The organism is Methanomicrobiales archaeon HGW-Methanomicrobiales-1, from assembly GCA_002839675.1.
Taxonomy (GTDB): Archaea; Halobacteriota; Methanomicrobia; order Methanomicrobiales; family Methanospirillaceae; genus Methanoregula.
Genome location: PGYM01000001.1, coordinates 574,403 through 588,879, shown reverse-complemented (window position 1 = coordinate 588,879; position 14,477 = coordinate 574,403). Strand labels below are relative to the sequence as shown.

Below are 14,477 nucleotides of genomic sequence, written 5' to 3'. Positions count from 1 at the left end.
TTTCAGTATCGGGAATTAAAGTAAATTAATGATTTTTGTAAGATAATACCGATTCTTAACGATTCCCCCCACAAATAATACAAATGAAGAATGCCCAAAATAAGTACTAATGGTCAATATCAAAAACAATACCATCGCATCACGACCCAAGATTATCGTTATTGGCGCCGGGTCTATTGGAAAGCGTCATGCTAAAAATTTACAGGCCCTTGGCGCAGTTGTGCACCTTTTTGATGTTAACATTGAATTATTATTGAGGATATGCCATGAAGAAGGATTCGTCCCATGTGTTGATTTAGACCAGGCAATTGAAAAAACACATTTTGAGGGGGCAATTATTTGCACACCTACACATTTACATATACCAGTTGCGCAAAAAGTTGCAGAACGTGGAATCAATCTTTTTATTGAAAAACCTCTGTCTCATACCCTTGATGGAGTTGACGATCTCATATCACTTGCGGAAAATAATCATTGTATTGCAATGGTTGGATTTATGCTCCGCTTTGAACCAGGATTGCGATTCCTTAAGACCCGGATTGAAGAAGATAAAGTTGCATTTGGCCAGCTCGAGTTTGGCTCTCATATGCCACTCTGGCGAAAAGGTGTCGATTACCGAACAGTATACAGTGCAAACCGTTCTATGGGGGGAGGTACAATCCTTGATGATGTCCACGAGCTTGATTACGCCTGTTGGTTATTTGGATATCCAAAACATGTCACGAGTGTTTTTGGAAAGTTTAGCTCTTTTACAATTGATGTCGAAGATACAGCAATGATAAATTTCGAATATCCAGATAAAATTGTAAGTATTCACTCAGATTACCTCCAAAGAAAATATTCACGGAAATGTAAAATTTGCGACAGGGAGGGATATACTTTTGAATGGATATTTGGAAATTCTGTGCATGTATCTGATAAGCACGGTGAATCGGTATTCTCATATGCTGACACATTTGATGTAAATCAATTATATATTGATGAAATGCGATATTTTCTCGAATGTATTGATAAAAAAGTCCATCCTGAATCCGGTCTGCAGAATGGAAAGAAAATTATGGAAATTGCACTTGCGGCAAAGCATGAGTGTCAAATATGATTGCAGCAATAATACAGGCCCGTATGGGGTCCACAAGACTGCCGGGGAAAGTCATGAGGGTGCTCTCGGGAAAACCGGTTTTATGGCATGTTGTTGATCGGGTCGCAAGGGCAACTCTGGCTGATTATGTGATTGTAGCGACAACATCCGGAAAAGAGGATGATGTAATTGAAAATTTCTGTATTAACAATAATATCATGGTCTTCCGGGGATCTTCTGAAGATGTTCTGAAACGGTATGTGGATACTGCCCGGATGTTAAAAGAAAAAAAAATTGATCTTTCATTAATTGTAAGGATAACTTCTGACTGTCCAATGATCGATCCGGACATTATTGATAAGGTAATTATTGCGATGATAAAAGGCGATTATGATTATGTAAGTAACACTCTTGAACCGACTTATCCGGATGGTCTTGATGTAGAAGTGTGTACCTTATCAGCACTGATGGATGCAGATTCGAAAGCCCGTCTTCCCTCTGAAAGAGAACATGTCACTTCCTATCTCAAAACGACTCCTGGTATCAAAAGGCTTAACGTAACGGATGATTTTAATCATTCTTCAATGCGCTGGACACTCGATCAGCAGGAAGACTATGATTTTATTAATGAGGTTTATAAAAGTCTGTATAATCCTGAAAAATTTTTTAAAATGAGGGACATCCTTGATTTGTTAAGAAGAAGACCGGAATTGATTCTTTTAAATAATTCAATAGGCCGGGATGAAGGATATAAAAAATCTCTTAAAATGGACGAAAAATTTCAGGAGGTAAAAAATGTCTGAATCTAGTGGAAATAAACTCTGGAAAAAAGCCAAACAAATCATTCCAGGAGGAAATCAGCTTTTGTCGAAACGAAGTGAGCAGTTCCTTCCCGAACACTGGCCGTCTTATTATAAAAAAGCTAAAGGCATCGAAATCTGGGATCTCGATAACAGGCGATATATTGACATGTCAATTGTAGGAGTCGGTGCATGTACACTCGGGTATGCAGATGATGATGTCAATGCAGCGGTGATAAATGCAGTAAAGAATGGGTCAATGAGTACTCTCAATTGTCCGGAAGAAATCGAACTCGCAGAAATCATGCTAAAGCTACACCCGTGGGCTGACATGGTAAGATTTGCACGAACCGGTGGAGAAGCTGCCGTAATAGCAGTTCGCATTGCGAGAACTTGTAGCGGTAAGGACCGGGTTGCATTTTGTGGATATCATGGCTGGCATGACTGGTACCTTGCAGCAAACCTGGCAGATGATTCAGGTCTTGACGGGCATCTTTTACCGGGACTTTCCCCAAAAGGGGTTCCGAGAGGGCTAAAAGGAACTGCGCTTCCTTTCCGGTACAATCACCCTGAAGAACTCGAAGCATTGTTTTCACAGTATCCCAATGAAATTGGTACGGTAATAATGGAACCAATAAGGTACAGGGAACCTGAACATGATTTTCTTAATAAAGTAAGAAAAATTGTCGACGAACATGACGCCATATTAATCTTCGATGAAATAACATCCGGCTGGAGAATGAATGTAGGAGGGATCCATCTTCGTTATCAGGTAGTTCCTGACATTGCGATATTCGGAAAAGCAATGGGTAACGGTCACCCGATTGCTACAATAATTGGAAAAAAAGAGGTAATGGATACCGCACAGGACACATTTATCAGCAGCACTTACTGGACTGAAAGTGTGGGATTTGCTGCAGCAATTACTACTATTGAGAAGATACAGAGACTTGATGTTCCTCGACAAATTACATCGATTGGTCGTTATATTGGTCAGGAATGGAATAAACTTATAAAAAGTAATGATCTTCCGTTCAAGATTGAGGATGGTATACCACCACTCGTCCATCTTGGATTCAATCATCCGGAGGCACTCACAATACAGACATTTATCACACAAGAAATGCTCAAATCAGATTATCTCGCTCGCGAGAGTGTGTATGTCTCGTATCCCCATAAAAAAGAGGTTGTTGATCAATACATTCAGGTTTTGGACCCGGTATTCCATAAAATCAGCAATGAATTAGAAAAAGGTACTCTGAACCAATGTTTGGACGGCCCCCTGGCATATTCAGGATTCAAACGGCTTACTTGACTGAGATAACTAAAACACCAATCTTTGCGCTGCATTTGAGAGGAAGAAGTAAAAACTATATTATTATAACCATAAAAAAATTAGTTTAATTGCAGGTTTTTCATATCGGATACACTCAACCAGGTGTCATTAATATCACTTGAATACCGGAACCCTTCCGGGGGGATTTTTCCATGGGAGAATGCATTTTTATCCCAGAATTCTAACTCCGGCTCGATTACATAATAATTATCAAATTCACGTGAATGGCGGGCTTCATCTTCAGTGAGAAGGACTTCATGTAATTTTTCACCAGGCCGAATTCCGATGAATTTGATCTTGGCATCCGGGGCAATAGATTTTGCAAGATCCGTTACCTTCATGCTGGGAATTTTTGGAACAAAGATCTCTCCCCCTTGCATTTTTTCAGCACTATTAATGACAAATTGCACACCTTGGTCCAGAGTAAGCCAGAACCGGGTCATTCGCTCATCTGTTATTGTGATAGTTCCGGTTTTTTTCTGGTCCATAAATAATGGAATTACACTACCTCGACTGCCTGCTACATTCCCGTATCTTACGCACGAAAACCTTGTGTTTTTTTGGCCAGAATAATAATTCCCCTGAACATATAATTTTTCAGCTACCATTTTAGTGGCACCATATAAATTTACGGGATGAACCGCTTTGTCTGTACTCAATCCAATAACTCGTTTTACATCATTGTCAATGGCAGTATCAATAATATTTTTTGTACCATCAATATTGGTCTTGACCGCTTCAATGGGGTTATATTCACACGCCGTAACATGTTTTAATGCGGCAGCGTGGATTACAATATCAACGTCATTCATTGCCCGGGAAAGTCTTTCCTTATCCCGTACGTCTCCTATAAAAAATCTGAGCCGTTCGTCAGAAAACCGTTTCTCCATTTCATATTGCAGGAGCTCCCCGCGGGAAAATATTCTGATACGTTCAGGATTATGATTTTTTAGAACAATTTCAGTAAATTTTTGACCGAATGAACCTGTTCCACCGGTGAGGAGAATAATTTTTCCATCAAGATGATGCGTCATTGTAATAAAATACGAGCGTGAAGATTTTAATTATTTGGAATTTTTGATTGTGAGAGAAGTAAATCATAACCGAGAATATTAATCCGTGTTCATATTCCTTGACAATCATTTTTATTTCTTTGAATCAAAAATATCGATGCAGAAGCAGCGCGCAGGAATCAAACTAAAGTAATGCATTTAAAATCAGAGGGTTACGGAAAATTTTTATGAAAATTGTTGCGACAATAGAGGCAAGAATGACCTCGAACCGCCTTCCCGGTAAAATTCTTCGCCCGATACTCGGTAAACCTACATTAGAACTGCTGATCGAACGGTTGGCCCATGTCAGACAAATTGATCAAATTGTTGTTGCAACGACTTCAAACCGTACCGACGATGTTGTAGAAGAATTAGCATGTCGCCTTGGGATTGGTTGTTACCGGGGTAGTGAAGATGATGTTCTTGATCGGGTCATAAAAGCTGCTCAGTCCTATGATGCAGATATTATTGTTGAGATTACCGGTGATTGCCCATTACTTGATCCAAAAGTCATTGATCATCTCATTGAGATTTTCCTGCATAATTCGTATGATTATGTCAGTAATACCCTTAAACAGACATACCCCAATGGACTTGATGCACAGGTATTTTCATTAAAAACATTAGAAGAAGTTGCCTCCCTGACCCTGGACCCTGTGGATCATGAACATGTTTCTCTTTATATCTATGAGCATCCGGAGAGATATACATTATTTAATCTGGAAAGCGGTCTTCCTGAAAAATATTGGGATCTGCGTCTGACCGTTGATACAATAGAGGATTTTGGGTTAATCAATTCCATATATGAAGAATTATATCCTAAAAATCCAAGATTCACTCTTGAGGATATATTAGATCTGTTAGATAAAAAACCAGATTTGATCAATATTAATAAACAGATCCAGCAGAAAAAGGTACATTAATGAAATATCGTGCTGCAATCATTGGATGCGGTAAAATCGGAAGTGAATTTTCAGACGATCCTCGGATCAAAGATATCTATACGCATAGTGGTGCATACAGTTCATGCCCCGATACCAATCTCATAGCAGTATGCGATTCAGATTTGGGAAAAGCTCAAAAATGTGCGAACCGTTGGGGAGTACCTGAGGTATATAGTGATTTTCGAACGATGTTGGAAGAATCCAGACCTGAAATAATTAGTGTTTGTACTCCAGATGCAACCCATTATCAGATAATCCAGGAAATTATGGAATATAATTGTATACGAGCGATCTTTGCAGAAAAACCGCTTGCACTGAATATTTCCGAAGCAAAAGAACTAATTCACCGTGCTCAGGAAAAAAAAATAATCGTGTCAGTTAATTATTTCCGGAGGTACGCTCCGAACCACCGTGAATTGTCCCTATTTTTACAGGATAAGACCAATATTGGTGAGATTCAGACAGTCAGCGGATATTATACAAAAGGAATATTGCATAATGGCAGTCACTGGTTGGATTTAGCCCGTTTCCTTATTGGGGAGATTAACTTGGTTCAGGGGTTTCCCGTAACCAGTATAATCACCGATGATCCAACCGTGAGTGCGTATTTATTATTTAACAACGGAGCATCGGGATTTCTTTTTGGCTGCGATGAGAAAATGTTTGATATTTTTGAAATGGATATTATCGGTACCAAGGGGCGTATAAGGATCCTTGATTCCGGTCACACTATAGAAAAGTATCACGTTGAAGATGATCCAAATTATTCTGGCTATCTGGCTCTTGCAATAGGTTTGAGGAACTCCGGGGGATTGACTGACTCCTTACTCCATGCAGTAGAAGATATTGTGAGGTGTTTGAAAACGGGTGGGGAGCCAATCTGCTCTGGACTTGATGGTCTTGAAGCATTAAGAATCGGGCAATCAATTCGAGAATCTGCCCTAACCGGAAAAAAAATCGTGTTTCACAATGAATGAATGCAAGATATCATCCAACACCGTCCCAACCGTTATTGTCGTGAGCGGGGACCCGGGGGGGGCGAATGCGGCAGCACCGGTAATAATCCGATTAATCAATGATGATAGAGTCAAAGTTATGGCTTTTGCATACCGTGAAGCATGCAACTTGTGGAAAGAGAAAAATATTCCATTTACCCAACTTCCTGACAATACCACCGTTCTTTCCGCATCTGAAATTCTTTCAAAGTGTAACGCAAAACTATTGTTTACAAGTACATCTTGGAATCAACAGGAATTTGAGAAAACGTTTTTACTTGTAGCCCGAAGGCTTTCCATCCCATCAATTGCGATTATTGATTATCCATCAAATTATACAATTCGGTTTAGTGATATTACAGGTAATCCTGTATATCTGCCCGATAAAATTGCTGTTATGGATGCTACCACACGGGATGAAATGGTCAGCGAAGGATTTGAACCGGATATAATCATGGTTACTGGCCAACCTGCTTACGATGATCTGGGGTCATGGAAATCCGCGTTTTCAACGGAGAAGCGTGAAGCGTTGAGAAAAAAACTGGGGGTGAATCCTGGTGAACTCCTTGTTGTCTTTGCTTCTGAACCTCTTTTTTCTGGTACTCCATCCAGACCATCATATCCGGGTTATACGAAAAAGGAGGTCCTGCATTCTGTTATTTCAGCTCTCGATGAGATTCAGAGGACTTGTAACCAGAAAATTACCCTCATTATACGTCCTCATCCCAGGGAGAACCCGAATGAATTTGCAGGGGAACTAGGAGAGCGAATTCATATTATTATATCAACAACTGGGAACTCGCGGGAAATAATAATGGCGGCGGATCTTGTCACGGGTATGACTACCGCTCTGCTGGTGGAAGCATGTTATCTTGGGTGTATAGTAGTAAGTGTTCAACCCGGCCTAATACAGAAGGATATTCTTCCAACAAACAGGTTAGGTTATAGTTACCCTATTTACTCTGTGGAGAATGTTACTCCGGTACTACGGACACTGTTACTTGACTCACACAGAAGAAATAAAGTCTATGAAAATATTTCCAAAATAAGGTCTGATGGAAATGCAACCGGGCGCGTTGTCCAACAAATATACGTAATGTCAGGTATAATCTAACTATGAGGAGACTATGACAGAGCTCGCAATTTTTGGAGGCAGGCCGGTCAGAAAAAAACCATTTCCACCCTATATATCAACAGGGGAAGAGGAGAAACAAGCAGTAATTGAGGTAATGGATAGTAAAGTGCTTTCAAAATTTCTTGGAGAATGGTCCCCGGATTTCTACGGAGGTCCGAGAGTTCAGAAGCTTGAAAAGGAATGGGCTGACTATTTTCAGGTAAAATATGCCGTGAGTGTGAATTCAGCAACATCAGGACTTTATGCTGCAGTCGGGGCATCAGGAATTGGTCCTGGAGATGAAGTCATTGTCTCACCATATACAATGTCGGCATCAGCAACCGCTGCGTTGGTTTACGGGGCTATTCCTGTATTTGCAGATATCGATCCGGATATTTTTTGTATAACACCTGAATCAATTCGTGAACGGATTACCCCCAGGACCAGAGCGATTATTGTTGTTGATATCTTTGGTCATCCCGCTGATATGGATGAAATCATGGAAATCGCTGAGGAACATGATCTCATTGTTATTGAAGATGCTGCGCAGGCACCAGGAGCTACTTATCATGGCAGGTATGCAGGAACACTGGGTCACATGGGTGTTTACAGCCTTAATTACCATAAAACCATTCAATGTGGTGAGGGGGGAGTCGTTGTCACAAACGATGAGGACCTTGCAGAACGCATGAGGTTGATAAGAAATCATGCAGAAGTCGTAGTAAACCATAAGGAAGTAAAAAATCTTGTAAATCTTATTGGATTTAATTTCCGGATGACAGAAATTGAAGCAGCAATTGCTTCAGAACAATTGAAAAAATTGGAGAAACTGCTCATACCGAGGATTCAAGCTGCAAATTACCTCACTACGCACTTAAGGGAATATCCAGGACTTAAGACCCCACTCATCAGGAAAGGCGTACGCCATGGCTATTATGTATATCCTCTGCGCTATGATGCTTCAGTGACAGGAGTATCCCGGGAAAATGTTACCCGGGCACTAAATGCAGAAGGTATACCCTTTGATTCAGGGTATGTCCAACCACTATACCTTGAACCTGTTTATCAGCAGAGAATCGCATTTGGGAAAAATGGTTTTCCCTTTACGTATGAGGGGTATAAAGGCACATTAAATTATAAAAAGGGATTGTGCCCGGTAACAGAGCTCATGCATTACACTGAAGTAATGACCACAAATATTTGTCATGCAAATATTACTCAAGAAGATCTGAACAATGTTCTCGAGGCGTTTGAAAAAATCTTTAATCACATTCAGGAGTTAAAATAATCGTGTCAAATCTTGCGTTTCTCACCAGCAAACGCCTCTATCTTCGCTCTCTTATCGATGAAGATGTGGAAGGAGAATACCTCAAATGGTTCAATGATGAAGAAGTGTGCCATGGCAATTCACATCATGTATACCCACATACAAAAAGTAAAATACAGGAATATATCCATCATTCTCATCAGACGGATGACGAATTTATTCTTGCGATTGTGTTAAAAACGAATGATAGACATATTGGCAACATCGCCCTTCAGGATATTAACCGTATTTACCGTTCTGCCGATCTTACGATAATAATCGGTGATAAATCGGCATGGGGAAAAGGGTACGGACGTGAAGCAGCTGAACTTGTACTTCATCATGGATTCAATACAATGAACCTCCATCGGATTTCCTGTGCAACATTTGATACAAACCAGGCAATGAAAAAACTCGCTCTTGTTCTGGGTATGAAAGAGGAGGGGCGGAGAATTGAGGCTGCCTATAAAAACGGGAAATATATCGATTTTGTCGAATTCGGAATTCTGAAATCGGATTACGAACGTAAAACCAGATAAATTATGGAGATCGATCATGCCTGCTGAACCTTCAAACGAACCACCATTCAGGAATATGAAATACTGTGTCCGGTGCTGCATGCCCGAGACACTCGAAGGCGTTGTCTTCGATGAACTCGGGATCTGCCAGGCATGTCAGTCCTCGGAACAGAAGATACACATCAACTGGACCGAACGGGAGAGAGAATTGCAGAAAATTCTCGCCGATGCCAAAGCAAAGGCCGGTGACAATTACGATTGTATCATCCCGATAAGCGGGGGAAAGGACAGCACCTTCCAGCTGCACGTACTCGTCAATGTCTATGGCATGAAACCCCTTGCCGTGACTTTCAACCACAACTGGTACAGTAAGACCGGCTGGTACAATCTGATCAACTCCCTGGAAAAGTTCAATGTCGATCATATCATGTTCACACCGAACCGTAGTCTCGTGAACCGGTGTGCGAAAAAATCCCTCGAAGCGATTGGAGATACCTGCTGGCACTGCCACTCGGGGGTTGGGGCGTTCCCCCAGCAAATCGCGATAAAATTCAAAATCCCCCTTCTTATCTGGGGAGAGTCCATTGCAGAAGATTCCGGGAGAACCTCGTATAAGGATCGCGTTCAGAAATTCGACCGGGAATATTTCGAGAGAGTGTCTGCCAAACGAAAACCCGACGAGATGGTCTGCGACTACCTGACGCCAAAAGACCTGATCCCTTTCAGGATCCCGACTGCAGAAGAATATGAGAAAGCAGGACTCGTGGGAATTCACCTCGGGGACTATATCTTCTGGGACGACGAGCGCCAAACCGAATTCGTCCGGGACACATATAGTTGGAAGGAGACCGAGCTTGAAGGCACGTATAAGGGATACAAGAGTGCCGAGTGCATTATGCCAGGCATGCATGATTTTACCTGTTACCTGAAAAGAGGATTTGGCCGGGCAACCTGGCATGCATGTTTGGATGTAAGAAATGGTTTATTGACGAGAGAGGAAGGATTCAGACTTATCAATCAATATGATCCAGTAAGGCCCGAGGCCCTCGATTATTATCTTAAAATTACCGGGATGACTGAAGACGAATTCTATGAAACAATGAAAAAACATCGGATGCCCCAGTTGGAAGATGTGGATATACCGATTAACAAAAAAGAACGTCCTAACCGGGAAAAAATCAAGCCGGTTGCCGAACAAATTGTGGACGGGGATATTTGAGAAATTCCACGGATTTACAGGTGAAGGAAGTGATACCTGATGGGATATAACGGTTTTTTTGAATTAAGTATTGAGAAAATCTTTGATGAATATCAGAATGGGGCACTCGTACCAACGGATATCGCAAGGATTTGCATTGATCGTGTCAACCGGATGGAGGCCAGTTCCCTTGCTTGGGTCACCTTTAATCCTGAATTACTTATGCTTCAGGCTGAATCCGGAGATAAGAGGATCGAACGTCATGAACCCCTTCGACAGATAGAGGGAATTCCCGTTGGAATAAAGGACATTTATAATACTACAGATTTTCCAACCGAAATGGGTAGTCCAATCTGGAAAGATTTCACTCCGGGAAATGATGCAAGAGTTGTTTTTTATTTAAAGAAAGAAGGGGGATTAATTCCGGGAAAAACGGTCACCGCTGAATTTGCAGTACATACACTTGGAAAAACTTTGAACCCCCATGATCCAACAAAGACACCGGGTACATCCTCAAGTGGTTCTGCAGTTGCAGTTGCAACGGGGATGATTCCGGTTGCTATAGGTACACAGACAGCAGGTTCAATTGTAAGACCCGCGAGTTTCTGTGGAATTTATGGATGCAAGCCCTCGTTTGGTCTGATTCCAAGAACAGGGATGTTAAAAACGACAGATAGTCTCGACACCATCGGTTATTTCTGCCTCCATTTTATAGATCTCGAAAGAGTTTTCAATGTACTCCGCGTTCATGGTCCGAATTATCCAATCAGTAATAATGCTCTTACAAATCCCTTGAGGCAGAGTAAACCCGAAAGCCGTCCATATCGAATTGCATTTGTGAAAACACATGTATGGGATGACGCACCCCCCTACGCACAAAAAGCAATACTGGAGTGGACGGGTAAGCTCATGTCTGAAACAAATTTTGATGTGAAGCATGCAGATCTACCGGAAGAAACAAAATCCGCACATGCAATCCATAAAACGATATATAACAAGACACTTTCGTATTATTTCAAGGAAGAATTCAAAGATAATACTTTAATTTCACCGATAATGATAGATCTCATAAAAGACGGTAATACCATAACCCCCGGGGAATATCTGACTGCATTAAAAAGACAGGAGATTATGGAACAGCGGATGGATGTATTTTTTGATAAATTTGACATCCTCATTTCTTTGAGTACAGCAGGAGAGGCTCCCCTGAGGGAAGAGATAGAAAAACCTGACCCTGCCCTTATGTGGACGATGTGTCACTTACCGGTAATAAGTGCTCCTGTTTTTACATCACCCAGTGGATTGCCCTTCGGGGTCCAGATTGTTGCCCGCAGATATAATGATCTTTTACTATTCAAATTTTGTAATTATCTTAGGAAATGCAATTTCATTCCGGAGAGATCAAACCCAAAAATCAGTCTATAATAGTAAAAAATTCTGATGATCAATAACTCTTGAATAATGCAACAGACAACCTCACTGATTTAATTATGAATTAATTTTCGATTGTTATTTGTTGTACGGTTTCAATTGTACAGAATACTCGTATAAGATCTTTAAATAAATCCAATTTCAACATACTAGTAAGAGGTTTCCACGTATGAATGTCCTTCTTCTTGGTGCAACAGGGATGCTGGGTAAAGCATTGTACCGCACTGCAGAAAACAGGAATCATTCTGTTACGGGTGCGGCTCGATCGGGAACGGATATAGCAGTTGATATCCGTAATGAGGGAGAATTAAGGGAACTGATCGTTAATCAAAATCCAGAGATGATAATCAATACTGTTGCCATCACGAACCTTGAATATTGTGAGCGAAATCCACAAGATGCATATTTAATAAATGCACGCCCGCTATCGTTTCTTGCAAATCTTGCTCGTGAATATAATATATATTTGATTCAAATCTCAACGGATAACTATTATACGGGTGACGGACCGAAATTGCATGATGAAAAATACCCTGTCACTCTTGTTAATGAATATGCAAGAACAAAATTTTTGGCTGAATGTCTCACCAATACATACGAAAACTCGCTTATTGTCAGAACCAATATCGTTGGTTTCAGAGGTCTTGATGAAAATCCAACATTTATTGAATGGTGTATTAATACATTAATAAATAAAAAACCGGCAATTCTCTTTGACGATTTTTATACATCGAGTATTGATGTCAGTAATTTTTCTGAAATTTTATTAGATATTGCAGATAAGAAAATAACAGGTTTACTTAATATATCCAGCAGAGATGTGACCAGCAAGAAATTATTTATTGAGTCACTTGCTGAAGGATTGAATCTGGATACATCCTATACTGCATCCGGTAGCGTCTGCGGGCAGAAAGGTGTCAGGCATGCTGAAAGTCTGGGACTGGATGTAACGAAAGCAGAGACCATACTTGGGTACCGGATGCCTGGTCTTCATGAAGTGATTAACAAACTTTCAGAGGAATATCTACAGGGGGTCCACATTGAAATATAACCAATTTATTAAAATTAATGATAGGAAAATCTCGATCAATGATTCTGTTTATTTCATTGCGGATATTGCATCGAACCATGATGGTAATCTTGATCGTGCTCATGATCTTATTCGGCTTGCCAAACAAAGTGGTGCAGATGCAGTTAAATTCCAGCATTTTCGGGCAACCAAAATTGTAAGTGATTACGGATTTTCTCACTTAAAAACGAAAATTGGACATCAGAATGAATGGAAAAAATCAGTATTTGATACATATAAGGAGTATGAATGTCCAAGAGAATGGACCTTGGATCTCATAGAGACTGCCCGAAAAGAAGGCATTGATCTTCTTACAACACCATATGATTTTGAAGCGGTTGATCTCTTCAAGAACGTTATCCCCGCATTTAAAATTGGATCCGGGGATATCACGTGGACTGAATTTCTGGAATACATAGCACTGCAAGGAAAGCCAGTACTTCTTGCAACAGGGGCATCCTCCATGGGAGACGTTGAAAGGGCCGTAGCAGCAGTCCTGAAACATAACCGCAATCTTGTCCTTCTCCAATGTAATACTAATTACACCGGATGTCGTGATAATTTCCGTTATGTAAATTTAAACGTATTAAAAACATATGCAAAACAATTTCCCAGAATGGTCCTTGGGTTTTCCGACCATACGCCAGGATATACCGCTGTGCTTGGAGCAGTTTCCCTTGGGGCAAGAGTCATCGAAAAACATTTTACCGATGATAATAACCGGGTAGGTCCGGATCATTCGTTCTCAATGAATCCTAGATCATGGAAAGATATGGTAGAAAATACCCGGGATCTAGAAGTTGCACTCGGCTCAGGTATCAAAACTATTGAAAAAAATGAGAATGAGACTGCAATAATCCAGCGGCGGTGTATCAGAGCGGCTCATGAACTTAAACCAGAATCTATAATAAACCGGGATGATCTGGAAATTTTACGGCCATCAATATTGGGTGCAGTCCAACCATACGATATTGATTTGTTGCTGGGAAAAAAGATTAAAACGTATAAGCAACACGGGGAAGATATTTCCCTAACAGACATGGAGTTATCCTGATGATTCACGGAAATATCATAGGATTAAGAGCAATTGAAAAAGAGGATATCCACCAGATGCTGGAATGGCGAAATTTACCTCAATTACGGAGGTATTTCCGGGAATACCGAGAGTTAAGTTATATAAATCAGGAAAACTGGTTCGAAAACATTATTCAAAATGACAGAAACACCATCATGTTTGCTATTGTTGACCTTAATAATGATATATTAATTGGGGCATGTGGACTATGTTACATCAACTGGATACAAAGGAATGCCGATTTTTCGCTCTATATTGGTGCAGGCAATATATATATTGATGAAAAATTTGCTTCTGACGCAGGATCCATTCTTATCAAGTACGGATTTGACGAATTGAATCTCCATCGTATATACGCTGAAGTTTTTGAGTTTGATACTCCCAAACAGAAACTCATGGCTATTCTCGGTTTTAAACTTGAGGGAACCCTTCGTGAAACACACTGGTCTGAGGGAAAATGGAATGATTCTCTGATGTATGGCACATTAAAATCTGATAAAAACCACAACAACATGAATATCATATAAAAATATAAAAACGATGATTTTCCAGGACTGACAC

Annotated in this window: 12 protein-coding genes and 1 pseudogene; 12 read left to right on the top strand and 1 reads right to left on the bottom strand. The window is 40.5% G+C overall.

What is annotated here, in order from left to right; all coding sequences use genetic code 11:
* The first annotated feature begins 109 nt into the window (after window positions 1-109).
* Complete coding sequence (locus CVV30_03080; protein PKL70356.1) at window positions 110-1,099, top strand: hypothetical protein; 990 nt, start codon at window positions 110-112, stop codon at window positions 1,097-1,099.
* Window positions 1,096-3,193: pseudogene (locus tag CVV30_03075) on the top strand (glutamate-1-semialdehyde aminotransferase). Before CVV30_03080 ends, CVV30_03075 begins: the two are co-directional and overlap by 4 nt.
* Before the next feature lie 80 nt (window positions 3,194-3,273).
* On the opposite strand, the gene pseB reads toward CVV30_03075, so the two are convergent.
* Window positions 3,274-4,248 carry a UDP-N-acetylglucosamine 4,6-dehydratase (inverting) gene (pseB, locus tag CVV30_03070; GenBank protein PKL70355.1) on the bottom strand — a complete coding sequence of 325 codons (975 nt, stop codon included), beginning with the start codon at window positions 4,246-4,248 and terminating at the stop codon, window positions 3,274-3,276.
* Window positions 4,249-4,454: 206 nt separating this feature from the next.
* Between pseB and CVV30_03065 the strand changes: the two genes are divergently transcribed.
* From CVV30_03065 to CVV30_03020, 10 genes are all read left to right on the top strand, one after another.
* On the top strand, window positions 4,455-5,189 hold the full coding sequence (locus CVV30_03065; protein PKL70354.1) for a spore coat biosynthesis protein F: 735 nt from the start codon (window positions 4,455-4,457) through the stop codon (window positions 5,187-5,189).
* Window positions 5,189-6,187 carry a hypothetical protein gene (locus CVV30_03060; protein ID PKL70353.1) on the top strand — a complete coding sequence of 333 codons (999 nt, stop codon included), beginning with the start codon at window positions 5,189-5,191 and terminating at the stop codon, window positions 6,185-6,187. The genes CVV30_03065 and CVV30_03060 overlap by 1 nt, the downstream gene beginning before the upstream one ends.
* Complete coding sequence (locus tag CVV30_03055; protein ID PKL70352.1) at window positions 6,180-7,319, top strand: hypothetical protein; 1,140 nt, start codon at window positions 6,180-6,182, stop codon at window positions 7,317-7,319. Before CVV30_03060 ends, CVV30_03055 begins: the two co-directional genes overlap by 8 nt.
* A 13-nt stretch (window positions 7,320-7,332) precedes the next feature.
* The gene (locus tag CVV30_03050) at window positions 7,333-8,607 is read left to right on the top strand and encodes a DegT/DnrJ/EryC1/StrS family aminotransferase (protein ID PKL70351.1); all 1,275 of its coding nucleotides are present in this window, start codon (window positions 7,333-7,335) and stop codon (window positions 8,605-8,607) included.
* On the top strand, window positions 8,604-9,164 hold the full coding sequence (locus CVV30_03045) for an N-acetyltransferase (GenBank protein PKL70350.1): 561 nt from the start codon (window positions 8,604-8,606) through the stop codon (window positions 9,162-9,164). The genes CVV30_03050 and CVV30_03045 overlap by 4 nt, the downstream gene beginning before the upstream one ends.
* A 16-nt stretch (window positions 9,165-9,180) precedes the next feature.
* On the top strand, window positions 9,181-10,362 hold the full coding sequence (locus CVV30_03040) for an N-acetyl sugar amidotransferase (GenBank protein PKL70349.1): 1,182 nt from the start codon (window positions 9,181-9,183) through the stop codon (window positions 10,360-10,362).
* Window positions 10,363-10,401: 39 nt separating this feature from the next.
* Window positions 10,402-11,766, top strand: a complete 1,365-nt coding sequence (locus CVV30_03035) for an amidase (protein PKL70348.1) — start codon at window positions 10,402-10,404, stop codon at window positions 11,764-11,766.
* Window positions 11,767-11,941: 175 nt separating this feature from the next.
* Window positions 11,942-12,823, top strand: a complete 882-nt coding sequence (locus CVV30_03030; GenBank protein PKL70347.1) for an NAD(P)-dependent oxidoreductase — start codon at window positions 11,942-11,944, stop codon at window positions 12,821-12,823.
* The gene (locus CVV30_03025; GenBank protein PKL70346.1) at window positions 12,813-13,895 is read left to right on the top strand and encodes an N-acetylneuraminate synthase; all 1,083 of its coding nucleotides are present in this window, start codon (window positions 12,813-12,815) and stop codon (window positions 13,893-13,895) included. Before CVV30_03030 ends, CVV30_03025 begins: the two co-directional genes overlap by 11 nt.
* Entirely contained in the window at window positions 13,895-14,443 is a 549-nt protein-coding gene (locus CVV30_03020) for an N-acetyltransferase (protein ID PKL70345.1), read from the top strand. Before CVV30_03025 ends, CVV30_03020 begins: the two co-directional genes overlap by 1 nt.
* The last annotated feature ends 34 nt before the right edge of the window (window positions 14,444-14,477 follow it).

Coding starts and splice junctions, on each gene's coding strand:
- CVV30_03080 (PKL70356.1), top strand. CDS start 110: ATGGTCAATATCAAAAACAATACCATCGCATCACGACCCAAGATTATC.
- pseB (PKL70355.1), bottom strand. CDS start 4,248: ATGACGCATCATCTTGATGGAAAAATTATTCTCCTCACCGGTGGAACA.
- CVV30_03065 (PKL70354.1), top strand. CDS start 4,455: ATGAAAATTGTTGCGACAATAGAGGCAAGAATGACCTCGAACCGCCTT.
- CVV30_03060 (PKL70353.1), top strand. CDS start 5,189: ATGAAATATCGTGCTGCAATCATTGGATGCGGTAAAATCGGAAGTGAA.
- CVV30_03055 (PKL70352.1), top strand. CDS start 6,180: ATGAATGAATGCAAGATATCATCCAACACCGTCCCAACCGTTATTGTC.
- CVV30_03050 (PKL70351.1), top strand. CDS start 7,333: ATGACAGAGCTCGCAATTTTTGGAGGCAGGCCGGTCAGAAAAAAACCA.
- CVV30_03040 (PKL70349.1), top strand. CDS start 9,181: ATGCCTGCTGAACCTTCAAACGAACCACCATTCAGGAATATGAAATAC.
- CVV30_03035 (PKL70348.1), top strand. CDS start 10,402: ATGGGATATAACGGTTTTTTTGAATTAAGTATTGAGAAAATCTTTGAT.
- CVV30_03030 (PKL70347.1), top strand. CDS start 11,942: ATGAATGTCCTTCTTCTTGGTGCAACAGGGATGCTGGGTAAAGCATTG.
- CVV30_03020 (PKL70345.1), top strand. CDS start 13,895: ATGATTCACGGAAATATCATAGGATTAAGAGCAATTGAAAAAGAGGAT.